The 20,105-nt window shown below is 63.6% G+C and carries 19 protein-coding genes; 6 read left to right on the top strand and 13 right to left on the bottom strand.

Going from position 1 to position 20,105, the window contains the following annotated elements; genetic code table 11:
* Positions 1 to 3: 3 nt before the first annotated feature.
* The 7 genes from mraY to ACYQ1H_RS02980 all read right to left on the bottom strand — a co-directional run bounded on the left by mraY (position 4) and on the right by ACYQ1H_RS02980 (position 6,784).
* On the bottom strand, positions 4 to 1,086 hold the full coding sequence (mraY, locus tag ACYQ1H_RS03010; protein WP_460026573.1) for a phospho-N-acetylmuramoyl-pentapeptide-transferase: 1,083 nt from the start codon (positions 1,084 to 1,086) through the stop codon (positions 4 to 6).
* A gap of 145 nt (positions 1,087 to 1,231) precedes the next feature.
* Positions 1,232 to 2,725 carry a UDP-N-acetylmuramoyl-L-alanyl-D-glutamate--2,6-diaminopimelate ligase gene (locus tag ACYQ1H_RS03005; protein ID WP_460026572.1) on the bottom strand — a complete coding sequence of 498 codons (1,494 nt, stop codon included), beginning with the start codon at positions 2,723 to 2,725 and terminating at the stop codon, positions 1,232 to 1,234.
* 29 nt (positions 2,726 to 2,754) lie between these two features.
* Positions 2,755 to 4,425 carry a peptidoglycan D,D-transpeptidase FtsI family protein gene (locus ACYQ1H_RS03000; RefSeq protein WP_460026571.1) on the bottom strand — a complete coding sequence of 557 codons (1,671 nt, stop codon included), beginning with the start codon at positions 4,423 to 4,425 and terminating at the stop codon, positions 2,755 to 2,757.
* A 70-nt stretch (positions 4,426 to 4,495) separates the two neighbouring features.
* Positions 4,496 to 4,753, bottom strand: coding sequence for a cell division protein FtsL (gene ftsL / locus ACYQ1H_RS02995; protein ID WP_460026570.1), 258 nt, complete (start codon positions 4,751 to 4,753; stop codon positions 4,496 to 4,498).
* Positions 4,750 to 5,697 (bottom strand): 16S rRNA (cytosine(1402)-N(4))-methyltransferase RsmH, encoded by a 948-nt coding sequence (rsmH, locus tag ACYQ1H_RS02990; protein ID WP_460026569.1) that lies wholly within the window; start codon positions 5,695 to 5,697, stop codon positions 4,750 to 4,752. The genes ftsL and rsmH overlap by 4 nt, the downstream gene beginning before the upstream one ends.
* Positions 5,697 to 6,152 carry a division/cell wall cluster transcriptional repressor MraZ gene (mraZ, locus tag ACYQ1H_RS02985; RefSeq protein ID WP_460026568.1) on the bottom strand — a complete coding sequence of 152 codons (456 nt, stop codon included), beginning with the start codon at positions 6,150 to 6,152 and terminating at the stop codon, positions 5,697 to 5,699. Before mraZ ends, rsmH begins: the two co-directional genes overlap by 1 nt.
* Before the next feature lie 386 nt (positions 6,153 to 6,538).
* Positions 6,539 to 6,784 carry a YgaP family membrane protein gene (locus tag ACYQ1H_RS02980; RefSeq protein WP_460026567.1) on the bottom strand — a complete coding sequence of 82 codons (246 nt, stop codon included), beginning with the start codon at positions 6,782 to 6,784 and terminating at the stop codon, positions 6,539 to 6,541.
* Between the two features lie 92 nt (positions 6,785 to 6,876).
* Between ACYQ1H_RS02980 and uvrD the strand changes: the two genes are divergently transcribed.
* The 5 genes from uvrD (at position 6,877) to hxlB (ending at position 12,002) form a co-directional block, all read left to right on the top strand.
* Positions 6,877 to 9,051, top strand: a complete 2,175-nt coding sequence (uvrD, locus tag ACYQ1H_RS02975) for a DNA helicase II (RefSeq protein ID WP_460026589.1) — start codon at positions 6,877 to 6,879, stop codon at positions 9,049 to 9,051.
* 8 nt (positions 9,052 to 9,059) lie between these two features.
* The gene (locus ACYQ1H_RS02970; RefSeq protein WP_460026566.1) at positions 9,060 to 9,704 is read left to right on the top strand and encodes an HAD family hydrolase; all 645 of its coding nucleotides are present in this window, start codon (positions 9,060 to 9,062) and stop codon (positions 9,702 to 9,704) included.
* Positions 9,705 to 9,880: 176 nt separating this feature from the next.
* Positions 9,881 to 10,588 (top strand): hypothetical protein, encoded by a 708-nt coding sequence (locus tag ACYQ1H_RS02965; protein ID WP_460026565.1) that lies wholly within the window; start codon positions 9,881 to 9,883, stop codon positions 10,586 to 10,588.
* 234 nt (positions 10,589 to 10,822) lie between these two features.
* Positions 10,823 to 11,464: a 3-hexulose-6-phosphate synthase gene (gene hxlA / locus ACYQ1H_RS02960; RefSeq protein ID WP_460026564.1), complete on the top strand. Its 642-nt coding sequence runs from the start codon at positions 10,823 to 10,825 to the stop codon at positions 11,462 to 11,464.
* 1 nt (position 11,465) lies between these two features.
* Positions 11,466 to 12,002: a 6-phospho-3-hexuloisomerase gene (gene hxlB, locus ACYQ1H_RS02955; RefSeq protein WP_460026563.1), complete on the top strand. Its 537-nt coding sequence runs from the start codon at positions 11,466 to 11,468 to the stop codon at positions 12,000 to 12,002.
* A 173-nt stretch (positions 12,003 to 12,175) separates the two neighbouring features.
* On the opposite strand, the gene fba is transcribed toward hxlB, so the two are convergent.
* The gene (gene fba, locus ACYQ1H_RS02950) at positions 12,176 to 13,210 is read right to left on the bottom strand and encodes a class II fructose-bisphosphate aldolase (RefSeq protein WP_460026562.1); all 1,035 of its coding nucleotides are present in this window, start codon (positions 13,208 to 13,210) and stop codon (positions 12,176 to 12,178) included.
* Positions 13,211 to 13,278: 68 nt separating this feature from the next.
* Positions 13,279 to 15,291 carry a transketolase gene (tkt, locus tag ACYQ1H_RS02945; protein ID WP_460026561.1) on the bottom strand — a complete coding sequence of 671 codons (2,013 nt, stop codon included), beginning with the start codon at positions 15,289 to 15,291 and terminating at the stop codon, positions 13,279 to 13,281.
* Between the two features lie 263 nt (positions 15,292 to 15,554).
* On the opposite strand from tkt, the gene ACYQ1H_RS02940 reads away from it, so the two are divergent.
* On the top strand, positions 15,555 to 16,523 hold the full coding sequence (locus tag ACYQ1H_RS02940; protein ID WP_460026560.1) for a LysR family transcriptional regulator: 969 nt from the start codon (positions 15,555 to 15,557) through the stop codon (positions 16,521 to 16,523).
* On the opposite strand, the gene panC is transcribed toward ACYQ1H_RS02940, so the two are convergent.
* Genes panC through pcnB form a run of 4 tightly spaced genes read right to left on the bottom strand, consistent with a single transcriptional unit; the run spans position 16,495 to position 19,993 of the window.
* Positions 16,495 to 17,355, bottom strand: coding sequence for a pantoate--beta-alanine ligase (gene panC, locus ACYQ1H_RS02935; protein ID WP_460026559.1), 861 nt, complete (start codon positions 17,353 to 17,355; stop codon positions 16,495 to 16,497). The genes ACYQ1H_RS02940 and panC overlap by 29 nt on opposite strands.
* A 19-nt stretch (positions 17,356 to 17,374) precedes the next feature.
* The gene (gene panB / locus ACYQ1H_RS02930; protein WP_460026558.1) at positions 17,375 to 18,181 is read right to left on the bottom strand and encodes a 3-methyl-2-oxobutanoate hydroxymethyltransferase; all 807 of its coding nucleotides are present in this window, start codon (positions 18,179 to 18,181) and stop codon (positions 17,375 to 17,377) included.
* Positions 18,178 to 18,708 carry a 2-amino-4-hydroxy-6-hydroxymethyldihydropteridine diphosphokinase gene (gene folK, locus ACYQ1H_RS02925; protein WP_460026557.1) on the bottom strand — a complete coding sequence of 177 codons (531 nt, stop codon included), beginning with the start codon at positions 18,706 to 18,708 and terminating at the stop codon, positions 18,178 to 18,180. The genes panB and folK overlap by 4 nt, the downstream gene beginning before the upstream one ends.
* Positions 18,692 to 19,993: a polynucleotide adenylyltransferase PcnB gene (gene pcnB, locus ACYQ1H_RS02920; protein ID WP_460026556.1), complete on the bottom strand. Its 1,302-nt coding sequence runs from the start codon at positions 19,991 to 19,993 to the stop codon at positions 18,692 to 18,694. The genes folK and pcnB overlap by 17 nt, the downstream gene beginning before the upstream one ends.
* Positions 19,994 to 20,105 lie beyond the last annotated feature (112 nt).

Genomic DNA, 20,105 nt, shown 5'->3' with positions numbered 1-20,105 from the left:
GGACTATCTCAGCTTCAGCGTCGCCAGGCCGCACAGCACCAGGATCACCGAGATGATCCAGAAACGGACGATGACCCGGGGTTCCGGCCAGCCCTTGAGCTCGAAGTGGTGGTGTATCGGCGCCATGCGGAATACGCGCCGCCCGGTCAGCTTGAAGGACAGCACCTGAATCATCACCGACAGGGTTTCGATGACGAACACGCCGCCCATCACCACCAGCACGACTTCCTGGCGGACCAGTACCGCCAGTATGCCGAGCGCGGCCCCCAGCGCCAGCGCCCCCACATCGCCCATGAACACCATCGCCGGATAGGCGTTGAACCAGAGGAAACCCAGTCCCGCGCCAACCAGGGCACCGCAGAACACCACCAGTTCACCCGCCAGCGGCACGAAGGGGATGCCGAGGTAATCGGCGAACACGGCGTTGCCGGAAACGTAGGCGAAAATGGCCAGGGCACCGGCCACCAGCACCGTGGGCATGATGGCAAGGCCGTCGAGACCGTCGGTCAGGTTGACGGCATTGCTGGTGCCGACGATGACGAAATAGGTCAGCACGGGATACGCCAGCCCCATGTTCCAGGCAAACTGCTTGAAAAAGGGAATGATGAAGGTGGTCTCGGCAGGTACCGTGGCGCTCACATAGAGAAAGCTTGCCGCCGCGACGCCGATCACCGACTGCCACAGATATTTGTGCCGCGCGGCCAATCCCTTGCTGTTCCGCAGAACCAGCTTCTTGTAATCGTCGATGAAGCCGATCACCCCGAAGCCGAGCGTGACCAGCAAGGTCGCCCAGATATAGCGATTGCCGAGGTCCGCCCACAGGAGCGTGCTCAGCGACACCGCCACCAGAATCAGGGCCCCCCCCATGGTCGGGGTCCCGGCCTTGGAAAAATGCGTCTGCGGCCCATCATCGCGCACGCTCTGGCCGATTTTGTACTTGCTGAGCTGGCGAATCATCGACGGACCGACGATGAAACAGATCAGCAGGGAGGTCAGGATGCCCAGGATGCCCCGAAAGGTCAGGTACTTGAAGACACGGAAACCTTCCAGGTAATTGGTCAGCCAATCGGCCAGACTTAACAGCATTCAACCCCCATGCAACATTGATTCATGCGTTCCGTTTGGCGCTCACCAGAACGGTGGCGGTGCCGAGCACCGCTGCCCGCCGCACGCTCGGGCATGACGGCAGCAGATATATGTGGATGTGATGACTCGGGCGACAAGACCGGCATCAGGACACCGGTTCCGGTGGGTTCAGGGCGTCCCGAAGCACCTGAAGATCGCTGAAGGGATATTTCACACCCCGGACTTCCTGGGTGCTTTCGTGCCCCTTTCCGGCGACCAGGACCAGATCACGGCTGGTGGCCGCCGCAAGCGCCTGCTCGATGGCAGCCCGGCGATCGCGGACCACCGCGACCGGTTTGTGCACAATCCCCTGAAGAATCTCGCGAATTATAGCGCCGCCGTCTTCGCCACGCGGATTGTCGTCGGTGAGCACGATCTCATCGGCCCACTGCTCGGCCACCGCCCCCATCTGGGCACGCTTGCCGCGATCGCGATCGCCGCCGCACCCGAATACCACCCAGAGCCGGCCCGGGCAGTGTTTTTTCAGGGTGGAGAGTGCGCTCGACAGCGCATCGGGCGTATGGGCGTAATCGATGACCGCCTGCTTGCCGGCGCCGGCAACGGGCTGCATGCGTCCCGGCACGGGGAGCACCCGCGAAAGCGCCATGGCGGCCTCCGCCAGGGGATGTCCCAGGCAGACCAGGACCGCCAGCGTCGCGACGAGATTGACGGCGTTGAAGTCGCCGAAAACCGGTGCCCGGACCCTGGCCGAATACCCTTGGTATTGGACCTCGACGTCGATCCCGTCGGGCCGGTGCATGACCTCGCCGTAGGTCATGAGCGGAACCCCAAGCCCTGGGTCACGACCGGCGGCGCAAAAACTGATGCACGGCATGCCCGCCGGCTTGCGATCGACCACTGGCGCAGCAATGGGATCGTCGGCATTGAAGACCACGAACGCCAGACCGGGCGCATCCAGCAACCTCAGCTTGGCCTTGAGATAGGCCTCCATGGTTTCGTGATAATCCAGATGATCGCGCGAGAGGTTGGTGAAAACCGCCCCCCGAAAGCGGACGCCATTCAGCCGGCCCTGATCCAGACCATGCGAGGAAGCCTCCATCGCGGCCACCCGGAAACCCTCGGCGCCCATTGCCGCCAGAACCCGCTGGGTCTCGATGGCATCCATGGTGGTGTGGCTCGTTTCCCTCAATGCCCCCGGCAGCCCCCAGCCCAGTGTGCCGACGACCCCCGCCTTCTGCCAGGCTCCCAGCGCCTCGGCCAGGAAATGGCTGCACGAGGTCTTACCGTTGGTTCCGGTGATACCGATCACCGCCATGTCCGCGGAGGGATGGCCGAAATATGCGTCGGCGATCCCGCCCAGATGCTTGGCGAGGTTTTCCAGGGCGATCACGGGAAGCTCACCCGCGACGGCATCGGCCAGGGAGCCGGCGCCAGCGGGATCGTAGAGTATGGCCGCGCAGCCCCGGTCGATCGCCTGCCGTGCAAACCGGAGGCCATGCGCATGCCGGCCGTTGAGCGCCACGAACAGGGCGCCGGGCCGAATGCTGCGACTGTCGAGCTGGAGATCGGTCACGGAGCACGATGCCGCCACGCCGGGATCGACCAAGCCGGCCAGCAGTTGCCGCAGCGGCATCGCCATGGGGGGACAACCCGAACCCGGCCGCAGGATCATGCCGGGCTGTCGGTGCGGGCCGCGATCAGGGGCGCGTCGGGCTGATCGGGAGCAATGTTGAGTATTCTCAACGACTCCTGCATCACCCGCGAAAAGACAGGAGCGGACACCACGCCACCATAGTATTCGCCGGCAGAGGGCTCATCGATCATGACCACCATCACCAGGCGCGGGTTGCTGGCGGGCGCCATCCCGGCAAACACCCCGATGTATTTGGAGGTCGTGTAGCCGCGGGCACCGAGCTTCTTGACCGTGCCGGTCTTGCCGGACACCCGATAACCCGGTATAGCCGCCTGTATCGCCGTACCTTCCCGGGAGACGACCTTTTCCAGCATGGCGCGCACGGATGCCGCCGTCTTGGGCGACATGATGCGATGCGTTTCGACATCACCCTCGAGACGGGTCAGGCTGGCCATGGGCATGGCACCATCGTTGGCGATCGATGCATAGGCCCGCGTCAGCTGCAACACGGACGTGGAAACGCCGTAGCCGAAGGACAGTGTCGCCTGCTCGAAGGCGCTCCAGCCATGGTAGTCGGAAAGCCGACCGCGCGCCTCGCCGGGAAAGCCGGTCTCTAGGGGCTGGCCGAAACCCAGATTATGGTAGAAGGCCCAGAATTTCCGCGGCGGCACGCTCAGGGCGATCTTGCTGACACCGACATTACTGGACTTCTGCAGGACCTTGGTGACATCCATGACCCCATAGCTATGGACATCCTTGACCACGTTGTGGCCGATGTACATCGTGCCACCCTGGGTATTGATGATGGCCCGGGGATGCGTGAGCCCCAGCTCCAGCGCGCAGGCCACCGCCATCGGCTTCATGGTGGAACCCGGCTCGAACAGATCCGTGATGGCGCGGTTGCGGGAAATGCCGGGCATCACCCGGCCGCGACTGTTGGGATTGAAGCTGGGCTCGTTGGCGACGGCGAGGACTTCGCCGGTGCGCGCATCCATGAGGACGAGACTGCCCGAACGGGCGCGATGACGACTGACGGCGCTCTTGAGCTCGCGATGGGCGACATATTGCAATCGCGCATCGATGCTGAGCTGGAGATCCTGACCCGAGACCGGTGCGCGGATCTCCTCGATCTTCTCGATGATGCGGCGCTTGCCGTCACGGATCGCTCGGCGCACACCGTCGATGCCGCGCAGGGTGCCGTCATAGGCCAGCTCCATGCCTTCCTGTCCCTTGCCGTCGATATTCGTCAGCCCCAACAGATGGGCGGCTACCTCGCCGGTGGGGTAGTAGCGCTTGTATTCCCGATCGACGTAGATGCCCGGCAAGCCCAGCTGCATGACCTGATCGGCCTGATCCGGGCTCATCTTGCGCTTGAGATAGGCAAATGCGCGACGGTCATCGTCGCCGACGCGGCGCCGGAACTCCTCGACCTTGATGCCCAGGTAACCGGCAGCAGCCCTGAGCTTGTCCTCCGGAACATCGGCCTTGAGAAATTCACTCGGGTTCACCCAGAGGGACTTGACCGGCGTGCTTACCGCCAAGGTTTCGCCATAGCGGTCGGTGATACGCCCGCGATGCGCGAGAATGGGCATGATGCCGACATGACGCAAGTCGCCCTGGTGCTTGAGGAACTGCTTGTCGAGCACCTGGAGATAGACGGCCCGGCCGATCAGGATGGTCAGCGAGGCCAGCATGATGCCCAACAAGGCACGCCACCTTGCCCCGCTGTCAGGCTTGGATGATGTCGGTCGAATGATGATCATGGCAGCCCCCCGCTCAAGGCCTGATGGATATGATGGCCGTCGGCTCCGGCAGGATCATGTGCAAGCGCAGCTGCGACTCACGCTCGACCCTCTCTCTTTCGGACCATTTGTTCTGCTCGAACTGGAGACGCGCCATTTCCTCGTCATAGGCTTCGTTCTCCGTCTGCAGCCGTTGCACCTCGGAGAACATCAGTCGTGTGCGGTATTTCATATGCACGACGCCCAATGCCGAAATCACCGCAATGACAACCAGTACCAGCAAAAACTTCATGCTTGCAATTTTTCGGCAACCCTCAATACGGCGCTGCGCGCCCTGACATTCGCCTCAAGCTCCTCCGCCCCCGGCTTGATGGCTCGCCCCAGCCGTCTCAACCGCGGCGACTGGCTGGGAGACGGCAGCCCCCGGGGCACGGGGGCAGAAAAACCTCGCTCCTCGCCGCGCAGGAAGCGTTTCACCATACGATCCTCCAGCGAGTGGAAGGCGATGACCGCCAGACGCCCGCCCGGTCGCAGCACGGCAAGCGCCTGCACCAACCCCGACTCCAGTTCCGCCAGCTCCTGATTGATGACTATCCGTATCGCCTGGAAACTGCGCGTGGCCGGGTGCTTGCCGGGCTCACGCCCGGGCACCGCCGCCTCGATGAGCTGCGCCAGCTCCCGCGTCGTCGTCAACGGCGCCTGGGCCCGCCGCCGGGTAATCGCGCGGGCGATGCGGCGGGCGTGACGTTCCTCGCCAAACTCGAACAGCGCACCCGCCAGCTGTGCCTCGGGAACCCGGGCCAGCCACTCGGCAGCCGTCTCGCCTTCCGAGCCATCCATGCGCATGTCGAGCGGACCGTCCCGCAAAAAGCTGAATCCCCGGAACGACTGGTCCAGTTGCGGCGAGGACACGCCAAGATCCATCAGGACCGCGGACACCTTGCCGACCCAGCCCCGCCGCATGGCCTGAGCCTGCAAATCGGAGAAACGGCTGTGCACCAGTTCAAAACGCGGATCGCCCGCCAGGGCGATGGCTTCCGGCGAACGAATCGCGTCTTCATCACGATCTATCGCCAGCAATCTCCCGGCGGGCCCCAGGCATTCGAGGATGCGTCGACTGTGTCCACCGCGCCCAAACGTGCAATCGATGACCCGATCATCACGATCGAGCTGCAACGCAGCCAGCACCTCGGCAAGGAGAACCGGCCGGTGACTCGGGCCTTGGCTAGTTTCCATCAAAGGGAGAGGGAATCCAGCTCCGGCGGGAGCATCTCGTCATCGGTCTGCTCCTCATCGATCCACTGGACCCGGGCCCGGGCCCAGGCATCCTCGTCCCAGATCTCGAACTTGTTGCCCTGACCGACGAGAGTCACCTTGCGCTCCAATCCTGCGAAACGACGTAACGGTTCGGGTATGAGAAAACGCCCTTGCGCGTCGATCTCGCATTCAGTGGCGTGCCCAATGATGAGCCGCTGCAAACGCTTGGCCTTCTTGTGCAGGGCCGGCAGCTTCACCAGCTTGCGCTCGATCTCCTCGAATTCCGGCAAAGGGTAAAGAGAAAGGCACTTGTCAAGACCGACAGTGATGACAATCTGGCCATCGCACGACTCGATCAATTCGGACCTGTAGCGAGCCGGCATGGATAACCGACCCTTGTCGTCGAGATTGATCGAACTGACGCCCCGGAACATCCCCCCTGCCCCACATCACACCACTGCCTTCCACTTTCCACCACCTGGAAGCGAATATATGAAGCCTATTCAAGCAAGTCAAGGGGCTTCGCAGGAGAACGAAAGTCCCGCTCCGGGCAACGGAAAATGCCAGCCGGAGGGATACAGAAACCAAGACCATAAAATGACCTAAGCGATTGACCGGCGGAAAAATGCCAACGCCGGATAAAGAACGGGAAAGACGGGGTCAGTGCGCGCGCCCATGACAGCGACACAAGGCGTGCCAGCGGGAGCGGAAGCTGCGATCAAGCCGTTGGCGTGAGGCCCGCGCAGGCGCGAACCTCACCCTGGCGGGCAGCGGACTCCGCGCAAGGAGCCCGCAGTGGATATGACAGGAACCGGAAACCTCAGTGATCGCCAGCGACGGGCGGGGGCTCGCCCGGGTCGACGCTGGATTTGCCCAGCCCCGAGTAGACCGGACACCATTGCAGCTTGGCGGTGACCACCAGCACGACGCCGATCAGCAACAAGGGAATGTTGGCCAGGAATACGGAGACCAGCAACATGGCGATCCCCGCGCCGTAACGCAGGCGCTGCTCCTTGCCACCCACATTGAACTCGCGCCGCATGGCGCGCTTCAGATCAAAGCTCATCGTCTTGTCCTCCAGCAGTTACAGAAAGTTCGGCGGCGAATTGTCACGGCTCGGGACTGAGTGCGCAAGGCGATTCAGCTAGAATGACGCGCATGGATGTGACACCCATTATCGAGCCTCTTAACGCCGAACAGCGCGCCGCCGTCTGTTCATCCAATCCGAATCTCCTGGTACTGGCCGGCGCCGGCAGCGGCAAGACACGGGTTCTCGTGCACCGTATCGCCTGGCTGATCCGGGGGCAAGCAACCCCCCCGCAGCGCATCCTGGCCGTCACCTTCACCAACAAGGCCGCACGGGAGATGCGCACCCGCATCGAGACGCTGCTGCGGATATCGACCCGCGAACTCTGGGTCGGCACCTTCCATGGGCTCGCCCATCGCCTGCTGCGCCGTCACGCCGCGGAAGCCGGCCTGCCGGCCACCTTCCAGATCCTGGATGCCGACGATCAGCAGCGGCTCATCCGCCGCCTGCTCAAAACCCTGGAACTCGACGAGAACCGCTGGCCACCGAAACAGGCCCAGTGGTACATCAACAGCCACAAGGAGGAGGGCCGCCGCGCCCGCCACCTTCACGAGGCGGCCGACCCGTTCGAGCGGCAGATGCAGAAGGTCTACCTGGCCTACGAACAGCTTTGCGAACGCTCCGGCCTGGTGGACTTCACCGAGTTGCTGCTGCGCGCCTTCGAGCTCTTGCGCGAATCGCCAGAGTTGCTGGACTTCTACCGGAGCAAGTTTCAGCACATCCTCGTGGACGAATTCCAGGACACCAACCGCATCCAGTATGCATGGCTACGGCTGCTGTCGCAGGAGCAGCAGAACCTTTTCGCGGTCGGCGATGACGACCAATCCATCTACAGTTGGCGCGGCGCGGTCGTCGAGAACCTGCAACACTTCCAGCGCGACTATCCCGGCCACGACCTGGTCCGCCTGGAGCAGAACTACCGCTCCACCGGCAACATCCTGGCCGCCGCCAACGCCCTGATATCGCGCAACGAGAACCGTCTGGGCAAGCAGCTCTGGACGGAGTTCAAGGCGGGCGACCCCATCCAGATCTACAGCGCCTTCAATGAACAGGATGAGGCCTACTTCGTGGTGAACCGCATCCAGCAGTGGAGCGAGGAGGGTCACGCCCGCAGCGAAGCAGCCATTCTCTATCGCTCCAATGCCCAGTCCCGGCAGTTCGAGGAGAAACTGATGGCGCTCGGCATTCCCTACCGGGTCTATGGCGGCCTGCGGTTCTTCGAGCGGGCGGAAATCAAGGATGCGCTGGCCTATCTGCGCCTGACCAGCAACCGCCAGGACGATGCCGCCTTCGAACGCATCCTCAATACTCCCACGCGCGGCATCGGCGCCCGAAGCCTGGACACCCTGCGCCAGCTTGCCCGGACGGAGGGGTGCTCGCTCTGGGAAGCGCTGGCCACGCTGTGTCGCGATGACGGCGCGCCCGCCCGCGCGCGCGCGCCCCTGCAGGCATTCAGGCAACTCATTGATCGGCTCGCCGGCGCGGGCGGCGACGGTGATCTGGGCGAAAAGGTGGCGCACGTCCTCGAGGGGTCGGGGCTGCTGGCACATTATCAGGCGCAGCGTGGCGAGCAGGGCGAACAGCGACTGGAGAACCTCAAGGAACTGGTCAACGCCGCCCGCCAGTTTGCCCACGAACCGCATCTGGCCCCGGAGCTGCCGCTCCTCGATCAGTTCCTGGCCCAGGCCGCCCTGGAGGCGGGCGACAATACCCAGGGCGATACCCAGAACTGCGTGCAGCTTATGACCCTGCACGCCGCCAAGGGCCTGGAGTTCAAGCTTGTGTTCCTGGTGGGACTGGAGGAAGGCCTGTTTCCCAGCCTCCAGTCCCTGGAAGACCCGGGCCGGCTGGAGGAGGAACGACGTCTCTGCTACGTGGGCATCACACGTGCCCGCCAGCAGTTGTACCTGACCCATGCGGAGTCACGCCGGCTTTATGGGCGGGAGACCTACCCCCGTCCCTCCCGGTTCATCCGCGAGATACCGACCGAATACCTGCAAGAGGTCAGATTGAGAGGGAACGGCAACGCGCGGCTCGTGCAACCCGCGCCCCTGGCCGCTGCCCGGAATGAGAGCGCCGCGCACACCGGCTTTCGCATGGGGCAACGGGTACGCCACGCCAAATTCGGCGAGGGCATCATCCTGCAGGCGGAGGGAGAGGGCAACCAGGCCCGCATCCAGGTCAACTTCCAGGATGCCGGATGCAAATGGCTGATGCTGGGGTACGCCAAGCTGGAACCGGCCTGAATCACACCATGCGGCATCGCGCAATCATCTTTGACTGCGACGGCACGCTGGTGGACAGCGAGCGCGTGGGTAACGCCGCCATCGTCGAATACCTTGCCGAACTGGGGCTGCGGATCACCCTCGACGACGCCCTGACACACTTTGCCGGCCGCAAGATGGCCGACACCCTGAGCCTGATCGAACACTGGCTGGGCAGCCCCCTGCCGACGGATTTCCTGCCAAAAATGAGGCTGCGCATGGCGGCGGCGTTCGAAGCGGAACTGCAACCCATGGCAGGTGTCCCCGACCTGCTGCAACGCTTGCCCCTGCCCTACTGCGTGGCGTCCAATGGTCCGCACGACAAGATGCAGGTCAGCCTGCAGGCAACCGGCCTGCTCGGTTTCTTTGCCGACCGCATCTACAGCGCCTACGATTGCCAGAGCTGGAAACCCGAGCCGGGACTGTTCCTGCACGCGGCGAGATCGATGGGCATGGCGCCTCGGGACTGCGCGGTCGTGGAGGACAGCGCCCTGGGGATAGAGGCCGCCATCGCGGCCGGCATGACGGCCTATGGCTATGCACCCCACGACGATGGCGCCAGGCTGGCGGCATTGGGCGCTCGCGTCTTCCACGACATGCGGGAGCTGGAAATGCTGCTTTTTCGGCGATCGTGAGTCGACCGCCAGCCCGCCCTGCCCGGTTCTCGACCCGGTCGCTGCGAACCGCCCCGCACCTCGGCGCCGTATTCCATTTGCCCCATGCCGACCTTATACTAGGGCAGCTCAAAAGACCGCTCCCTGCCCCGCCGGGGCCATAACCACTTCCAGAAAAAAACTCTGAGGGGAATAACGTGAAACTCCGTAACCTGACTCAAAGCGTACTCGTTGCCCTGGTGTTCGCCAGCCCGCTAGCAGGCGCTGAAACCCAATACCCAGCGGCTGACTTCCAGCCTGAAATCATCAAACAGGACGCCGAGCTGATCGCCAAGCATGCGGAGGCCTCCAAGAGCGTTTCGAACCCCACCCCGGCAGCACGCACCAGCGCACCGGCCACGGCGGCGACCACCCCGAGCGAAGCCAAGGCCGAGCCGGTGCTCACCAGCAGCAGCAAGCCCGAGGAATCCTCGAACCTGCCGCTGATCCTGCTGGGTCTCGGGGGTGCGGCAGCGGCCTTCTGGTTCCTGCGCAAGCCAAAGTCCGCCTCCTGCCCGGCCAGCGCCCCGGCGCAACCCATTACCGCGCCAGCACCCGCCGCCGCAGGCACCACAGGCGTTGCCCGTTACATCGGCAGCCTGCCGGAGACCGCGCCGGCAAACGAAACCGGTGTTGCGCGCTACATCAAGTCACTGCCGCCGTCTGCGCCGCGCAAGCCGGAAACCGGCGTTGCCAAGTACCTGAAGGCCGTTGCCGCCACCGAAACGACGGCCGCCGCGCCAGCGCCTGCCGCCAAAGGCCCCACAGGCGTCGAGAAATATCTCAGCGCCCTGCCGCAGCCGAAAAAGCCCGCCGCCGAAACCGGCGTTGAGAAGTACCTGAAGGCCAACGGCCTCGCTGCCTGAATCCACGGGCATTCGGCCTTTCTCCCGACGGCATCCCGCAAAACCCGGCGCCAGGGAGATTCGAGTTTACGCGTTCTTTGTCTGGCCTCGGTCGTGGTGTCTGCGGCCAGACGATTCCACCCCTTTCGCGTGTTGACACCCATCCGTTTTGTATCTTATCGTGCGAAATAGTGCATTTCGTGAATGCATGACACGCGAGCAATTCAACCAACCATAACCAATCGGAGAAAAACCATGGCAAGACCATTAATTCAGTTGGCTCTAGACTCTCTGGATAACGCTACCACCTTCAAGCTCGCTACCCTGGCAGCCCCCTATGTCGACATCCTGGAAATCGGCACTCCGAATATCAAGGCTAACGGCTTGCCTCTGGTCAAGGAGCTGAAGCGGAAATTCCCGAACAAGCTGCTGCTGGTCGATCTCAAGACCATGGATGCCGGCGAGTACGAAGCCGCCCCGTTCTACGAAGCTGGCGCAGACATCTGCACCGTACTGGGCGTCTCCGGCCTGCCGACCATTGCTGGCGTCATCAAGGCTGCCAACAAGTACAATGCCGAAGTCCAGGTCGACCTGATCAACGTGCCAGACAAGGCTGGCTGCGCGCGCGAATCCGCCAAGCTGGGCGCGCAGATCATCGGCGTGCACACTGGCCTGGATGCTCAGGCTGCCGGCCAGACGCCGTTTGCTGACCTGAATCTGGTTGCCAAGCTAGGCCTGCCGGTCCGTATCTCGGTTGCCGGCGGCATCAAGCAGGCCACCGCACAGCAGGTTGCCCGTTCCGGTGCCGGCATCGTGGTCGTAGGCGCCGCCATCTACGGCGCACCGTCCCCTGCCGATTCCGCTCGCGAGATCCGCGAACTGATCGAGGCGGCATAACATGGCGCATCGTCGGCTCATCATAGACAAGATCACCAGCATCCTGGATGCCACGGAATCGAGCTATGACCAACAGTTGACCAACATGCTCGACAAGGCATCGCGCATCTTCATTGCCGGTGCCGGACGTTCCGCCCTCGTCGCGCGTTTCTTCGCCATGCGGCTGATGCATGGGGGTTACAACGTGTTCGTGGTCGGCGAAATCGTAACGCCCAGCCTGCAGAAGGGTGATCTCCTGATCGTCATCTCTGGCTCCGGCGAAACCGAAACCATGATTGCCTTCGCCAAGCGGGCAAAGGAACTGGGTGCCGAGATCGTGCTGATCTCGTCCCGCACACAGTCCACCCTGGCTGATATGTCCAGCACGGTCATCTCGATCGGCAAGCCGGACATGTATGGCAAGGTTGTCGGCATGCCCATGGGTACGGTTTTCGAGCTGTCGACCCTGATCTTCCTGGAAGCCATCATTTCTCATATCATCCATGAGAAGGGCATTCCGGAAGAGGAAATGCGCGCCCGCCACGCCAACCTGGAATAATCCAGTAGCCCAAGGCGGCAAACTCCAAAAAGCCCGGCCATGGAAATGGCCGGGCTTTTTTATGCCGACTTTCCCATGCGGACACCAAGCATCCCTGCACCGGGAAATCCAATACTTGCGGACACAAAAAAGGCGGGACTGGCCCGCCTTTTTGCCGTAGGTACCGAACCGGCCTACTTGATGACCGGATCCAGCTCACCCCTGGCGTAACGTTCGGTCATTTCAGCCAGGCTGATCGGCTTGATCCTGGAGGCATTGCCAGCGGTACCGAAAGCCTCGTAACGATCCTTGCAGATCTGCTTCATGGCCTTGGTGGCTGCCGTCAGGAACTTGCGGGGGTCGAATTCCTTCTTGTTTTCGGCAAAGAACTTGCGCATCGCGCCAGTGGAGGCCATGCGCAGATCGGTGTCGATGTTGACCTTGCGGACCCCATGCTTGATGCCCTCGACGATCTCCTCGACCGGCACGCCATAGGTCTCGCCCATGTCGCCGCCGAACTCGTTGATGATCTTGAGCCACTCCTGCGGGACCGAGGAGGAGCCATGCATCACCAGATGGGTATTGGGAATGCGGGCATGGATGGCCTTGACACGGTCGATCGCCAGAATGTCACCGGTCGGGGGGCGGGTGAACTTGTAGGCACCGTGCGAGGTACCGATGGCAATGGCCAACGCGTCGACCTTGGTCTTCTTGACGAAGTCGGCGGCTTCCTCGGGGTCGGTCAGCAGCATGGAGTGATCCAGATTGCTGCCGCCATGTTCCAGCGAGCCCAGACAACCCAGTTCGCCCTCGACGGAGACGCCGCAGGCATGTGCCAGTTCGGCCACCTTGGCGGTAACCTCGACGTTGTACGCGTAGGAAGCCGGGGTCTTGGCGTCTTCCTGCAGAGAGCCGTCCATCATGACCGAGCTGAAACCGCTCTGGATGGAGCGGAAGCAGACGGCCGGAGAGGCGCCATGATCCTGGTGCACACAGATCGGAATCTCCGGATAGGATTCCAGAGCGGCGAAGACCAGATGACGCAGGAAGGGCTCACCCGCGTATTTGCGGGCGCCGGCGGAAATCTGGATCAGCGCCGGGCTGTCGGTTTCCTTGGCGGCGTCCATGATTGCCTGGAGCTGCTCCAGGTTGTTGACGTTGAAGGACGGAACGCCGTAGTTGTGCTCAGCGGCGTGATCCAGCAGCTGGCGGAGTGAAATCAGGGCCATGTTTGATCCTCTCTCAATGGTTCGCACACCCCGGCCGGCTTTGCGGAGACCGACCGGGATCAGGGTTATCAGAACAGTCCTTCGACTGCCTTGACGACATTCTCGACGGTGAAGCCGAACTCCTTGAAGAGCTCGCCGGCCGGAGCGGACTCGCCGAAGCGATCCAGACCAACGGTCTTGCCACCAAACCCGACATACTTGTACCAGCCGTCGGTGACACCCGCTTCCACCGCGACGCGACGGCTGACGGAAGGCGGCAGGACGGAATCCTTGTAAGCCTGGCTCTGAGCCTCGAACACGTTCGTGGACGGCACGGACACAACCCGAACGTTCTTGCCCTTTTCAGCCAGGGCTTCCTGAGCCTTGACCGCCAACTCGACCTCGGAGCCGGTAGCAATGAGGATGGCATCAGGGGTACCGGCACAGTCACGCAGGATGTAGCCGCCCTTTTCGATGGCAGCGATCTGGTCCGCCGTGCGGCTGACATGCATCAGGTTCTGACGGGAGAAGATCAAGGTGCTGGGACCATCCTTGCGCTCGATCGCCGCCTTCCAGGCCACGGCGGATTCCACCGCGTCGGACGGACGCCAGACCTGCATGTTGGGAATCATGCGCAGGGTAGCGGTCTGCTCGACCGGCTGGTGCGTCGGGCCGTCCTCGCCCAGACCGATGGAGTCATGGGTGTAGACGAAAATGCTGGGGATCTTCATCAGAGCCGCCATGCGCAGCGCATTGCGGGCATACTCGGAGAACATCAGGAAGGTGGCGCCGTAGGGAATGAAACCGCCATGGACGGCGACCCCGTTCATGATCGCGGACATGCCGAATTCGCGGACGCCGTAGTACACGTAGTTGCCATTGTGACCCGAGGCGCAGACATCGCGGCAACCGGACCACAGGGTCAGGTTGGAACCGGCGAGGTCGGCGGAACCGCCCAGCAATTCCGGCAGTAGCGGGCCGTAGCCATTCAGGGTGTTCTGCGAGGCCTTGCGGCTAGCAATGGTTTCACCCTTCTCGTTGACCTTGGCCACGAACGCGGCGGATTTCTCGGCCCAGTCACGCGGCAGTTCACCCGACATGCGGCGCTCGAACTCGGCGGCCAGCTCGGGGAATTCGCGACGATAGTGCTCGAAACGGTCGTTCCAGTCGCTCTCGACCTTGGCGCCGATTTCCTTGCCGTCCCAGCCCTCGTAGATTTCCGCGGGGATCTCGAACGGCGCGTGATGCCAACCCAGATTCTCGCGGGTCAGCGCGACTTCGTCGTTGCCCAGCGCGGCGCCATGGCACTCTTCCTTGCCCTGCTTGTTGGGGGAGCCGAAGCCGATGATGGTCTGGCAGCAGATGATCGACGGCTTGTCGGTGACCGCACGGGCCTCCTCGATGGCCTTCTTGATGGCTTCCGGATCATGGCCGTCGACCTTCGGGATGACATGCCAGCCGTAGGCTTCGAAGCGCTTCGGCGTATTGTCATGGAACCAGCCCACCACATCGCCATGGCCGCGCACTTCGCCGTCGATGGAAATGTTGTTGTCGTCGTAGAAGGCAATCAGCTTGCCCAGCTTCATGGAACCCGCCAGCGAGCAGGCCTCATGCGAGATGCCTTCCATGAGGCAGCCATCGCCCAGGAACACATAGGTGTAATGATCGACAATGGCGTGACCCGGGCGGTTGAACTGCCCGGCCAGCGTGCGTTCGGCCAGTGCCATGCCCACGGCGTTGGTGATACCCTGACCAAGCGGACCGGTGGTGGTTTCCACGCCCGGCGCATAACCGTATTCGGGGTGGCCCGGTGTCTTCGAATGCAGCTGGCGGAAACGCTTCAGCTCTTCAATCGAGAGATCGTAGCCCGTCAGGTGCAGCAGGGAATAAATCAGCATCGAGCCGTGCCCGTTCGACAGCACGAACCGGTCACGATCCGGCCATTTCGGGTTGGCCGGGTTGTGGCGCATGTAATCGTTCCACAATACCTCGGCAATGTCGGCCATTCCCATAGGCGCTCCCGGGTGACCGGAATTGGCCTTCTGTACGGCGTCCATGCTCAAAGCGCGGATGGCGTTCGCAAGTTCTCGGCGCGAGGGCATGATGATCTCCTTAAAGATTGAAGAAAAATTGTTGATGAATACTGAACTTTGAATTATCCAACAGAGCCATCGGCTTTGTCACGATCTTCGGCCCCAGGCTCCAGGTGACCCTGCCTGACGGCTGGCGACAAGCCGGCGGACGGCGGGAAAGCCATGCAAGCCAAGGTGACCGCACACTGTAACGGCGTCTCAACATAAGGAAAAGTCAGTTTTTTTTACCGACCTGATAAGATCACCTGATCCAAAGATCGCATTCTAGCGGCATGAACATCACCTTGAGGCAGCTGAAAGTCTTCGAGCGGGTCGCCCGGCGGCTCAGCTTCACCCGTGCGGCGGAGGAGCTGTTTCTGACCCAGCCTGCGGTCTCGATGCAGATCAAGCAGTTCGAGGAGGCGGTCGGTCTTCCCCTGTTCGAGCGGCTGGGCAAGAAGATTTACCTGACCCGCGCCGGCGAGGAACTGTACCAGCTGAGCCGCAACATCGCCCGGCAGCTCGATGAGGCCGAGCAGATCATCGAGGAACTCAAGGGCACCGAGAGCGGCCGACTCAATGTTGCCGTCGCCAGCACGGTGCATTATTTCGCGATTCGCATGCTGGGTGAATTCTGCCGTCGCCACCCCAAGGTGCGGGTCAGCTTCAAGGTCACCAACCGCAAGGGACTGCTGCAAAGCCTGGAGGACAACGAAGCCGACCTCCTGCTGATGGGTCAGCCCCCCGAGAGCCAGGAGCTTATCGCCGAGTCCTTCCTGATCAATCCGCTGGTCATCATCGCGCCAGCGGGTCACCCGCTGTCAGGGCAGAAGAGCCTGCCCCTCAAGGCGCTGGCCGGGGAAACCTTCATCATGCGCGAAATCGGCTCCGGCACCCGCAACTCGGTGGAGCGATTCCTGGCCGATCGCGGCATTCACCTGACGGTGAGCATGGAGATGAACACCAACGGCGCCATCAAGCAGGGCGTCGAGGAAGGCCTTGGACTGGGCATCGTCTCCCTGCACACCCTGGAGCGGGAGCTGGACAGCGGTGGCGTGGTCGTGCTGGACGTGGAGTCTTTCCCCATCCTGCGCCAATGGTTCATGGTGCACCGTGCCGGCAAGCGACTATCCACCATCGCCACCGAATTCGCCGAGTTCGTGCGCCAGGAGGCGCCTCACTTCGTCCGCAACGACATCATCGAGGCAGCGCTGGGACACCCGCTCAGTGACCTCAAGCTGCCGGAGCGAGGCAAACCCTGATATTGTCGATCAGCCGGGTTCTGTCGAGGCGCGCGGCAACCAAGACCACCAGATCGGTGTCGCCCTCGTCCGGCGCCTGCAGATCACGGGCGCGACGAATCGCAACATAGTCGACGGCGAAACCGGCCTGCGCCAGCGCCTCACTGGCGCCCGCCTCAAGCCCGGAAAAATCCCGATCGCCACCCTGCAGGGCCTCCGCCAAGGTTCCCAGCTGGCGGAAGATCAGCGCCGCCACCGGCCGCTCCTCGGCGGAGAGATACGCGTTGCGGGAACTCATCGCCAGGCCGTCAGGCTCGCGCACCGTCGGCACGCCGACAATCCGGACGGGCAGGTCGAGATCGTCGACCAGGCGACGGATGACGGTGAGCTGCTGATAATCCTTCTCGCCGAATAGCGCGAGATCGGGCTGAACCTGATGGAACAGCTTGAGCACCACGGTCGCCACGCCGCGGAAATGTCCGGGCCGAAACTGGCCGCACAGCCTGTCCGCCAGCTCCGGCACCTCGACATAGGTCATCCCGGCGGCCGGCCGCGGGTACATTGCCTCGACAGAGGGCATGAACAGGAGATCCGCGCCAACCGCCTCCAGCTGCCGGACATCGTCCGCCGGCGTTCGGGGATAGGCGGCGAAGTCCTCTTGCGGACCGAATTGCGTCGGATTGACGAACACGCTGACCACGACCCGATCGGCTCGCCGCCTCGCATCCTCGACCAGACTCAGGTGGCCCGCATGCAGGTTACCCATGGTTGGCACCAGCGCCACGGTCTTCCCCGCCACCCGCCAGGCGGCCACCTGCCGGCGCAGGTCCCCAATCGTCGCCGCGATGTTCATGAGGTGACGGTAGCGCCGGTCAGAGCGCGTGTTCCGGAGCCGGAAAGGACCCTTCCCGGACGGCGGCCACGAAACGGTGGAAAGCCTCGGCAATGCCGCCCCCCTCCCGCAGGAAATCCCGACAAAACCGGGGGCGCCTGGCCGTCAGTCCGAGCATGTCGTAGGCAACCAGCACCTGGCCGTCACAATCCGCGCCCGCGCCGATGCCAATGGTAGGAATGGACAACGCGGCGGTGATCTCTCCCGCCAGGGACGCCGGCACGCACTCCAGCACCAGCATGACGGCGCCGGCCTCCTGCAGGAGCAGCGCATCCTCCAGCAATTGCTGGGCACTGCGGTCGTCGCGCCCCTGCGCCACATAGCCCCCCAGGCGCCGCACCGACTGTGGCAGCAAGCCCAGATGGGCACAGACAGGGACATCCTGCTGCGCCAGGACGCGGACGATATCCACCCGCTGACGACCACCACCCTCCAGCTTGACCAGATGCGCGCCACCCTCGGCCATCAGCCGCGCGGAGACGCGCAAGGCCTGCCCGGGGGTGGCATAGCTCATGAAAGGCATGTCGACCACCAGCATCGTATTCGGTGCCCCCCGGGCGACGCAGCCGGCATGGTAGACCATCTGGTCGAGGGTAACGGGCAGCGTGGTCTCATGCCCCTGGATCACCATGCCCAGGGAATCGCCCACCAGAATGATATCGACGCCCGCCGACTCCATCGCCGCGGCAAACACCGCATCGTAGGCTGTCAACACGGCGATCCGCTCCCCCATGGCCTTGCGCTCGGCCAGCCCGGGAACCGTCAGGGGCCTGCGCTCGGGGGTCATGCCTCCGCCTCCGTCAGCAGCGGAATCTTGCTCAGGCCGCGCTGCGGACAGCGGGCCACCAGATCGGACAGGGCCCCATGTCCCGGCACTTGCAGCTCGCCGGCCACCTCCTGCAGGGGATAGAGAACGAACTCACGCCCGGCGATGCCGGCATGTGGCACGATCAGCCGCGTGGAGCGGATCATCTGGTCACCGTAGAGGAGCAGGTCGAGGTCCAGCGTACGCGGCCCCCAGCGCTCCCCCTGGCGAACCCGGCCGTGCCGCACCTCGATGGCCTGCAGGCCGTCCAGCAAGGCGAGCGGCGACAACACCGTATCGATGGCCATGACGGCGTTGACATAGTCCGGCTGCGCCGAGGGTCCCATCGGGGTACTGCGGTACAGGCTCGAGAAACCCGTCTCACGGACCCCGGCCATGTCCCGGATCGCCTGCCGTCCCGACAGAACCGTGCGGACCGGATCCCCGAGGTTGCCGCCCAGACCGATATAGACCCGCGCCGGGCGAGTGCCATCAGGAAGCGGGGGCATTGGGAGCGCTGCGTTTGCGGGTCCGGCGCTTGCGCGTCCGCGTACGCGCGGGGGACCGGTTGCCGGTGCGCACCATCGCGCGCTGCTCGGCCTCGGACGCCACCTGGAAACGCGTCCACCAGGCCGCCAGTTCGGGATCGGCCTCCCCCGTCTCGGCCCGCAGCAACAGGAAGTCATAGGCAGCCCGGAAACGCGGGTGTCCCAGCAGGCGGAACGGGCGCCCGCCCTGTGTCATCTCGAAGCGCGGTTGCAGGGACCAGACCTCGCGGACCGGCAGGCCTATGCTTTTCGGCAACGCGATCAAGCGCAACTGGCGGGTGATGATCTCGTTGCCGGCATCCTGGTAGGCCAGCGCGCTCTGGTGGCCCGACTCGATCAGCCGCCGCGCACGCGCCCTGACCGGCTCCCACAGCAGGGCGGCGAACAGGAAGTAGGGGGCCACCGGCTTGTCGTCGGCCAGCCGCCGGTCGGTCTGCTCCAGAGACTTGGCCAGGAAGGTCAGCGGAAACCCATCCGGCTCGCGCGCCAGACAGCGCTCCGTTTCCGGAAACAACGCCCCGAACAGGCCGTAGTGCCGCAGCTGTTCGAAGGTCTGCACGGCATAGCCGGACAGCAGCAGCTTGATGACCTCGTCGAAAAGCCGCGCCGGCGGAATTTCATGCAGCAGGCCGGCCAGCTTCGGTATGGGCGCGGCGGAGTCCGGGTGAATCGTGAAACCCAGCTTGACGGCGAAGCGCACGGCCCGCAGCATGCGGACGGGATCCTCGCGGTAGCGCTGCTCGGGATCGCCGATCAGCCGCAGGCGGGCGGCCTTGTGGTCATCCATACCGCCGACATAGTCGACGACCGAGAAATCGCTGATGTTGTAGTACAGCGCGTTGACCGAGAAATCGCGCCGGAAGGCGTCCTCCTCGATCGTGCCATAGACGTTGTCCCGCAGGATGCGGCCGTTTTCCAGTACCCGCTCGCCGTGCGGCTGGTCGGACTGCAGGGCCCTGAAGGTGGCCACCTCGATGATGTCCTGACCGAAGTGCACATGCGCCAGGCGGAAACGGCGACCGATCAGCCGACAATTCCGGAATACGGCGCGAATCTGCTCGGGATGCGCGTCCGTCACGACGTCGAAATCCTTGGGCTCCCGCCCCAGGAGAAGGTCGCGAACGCATCCGCCCACCAGATAGGCCTCGTAGCCGGCTTTTTTCAGCCGATAGAGCACCTTGAGCGCGTTCTCGCTCACCAGCGATCGTGAGATCGCATGCTCGGCGCGGGCGTAGATTCGGGGCAATTGCGTCTCCGCGGGCGGCTCGACTGCCGCCGGGGCCGGCGCGGCGACAACCGGCGGCCGGGAGACGGGCTCGATCAGACGCTTGATAAAAGTGAGGATGGACAGGGAGGAC

It is taken from the genome of Methyloparacoccus murrellii (genome assembly GCF_054657115.1).
This window is presented reverse-complemented; position numbering and strand designations above follow the sequence as displayed.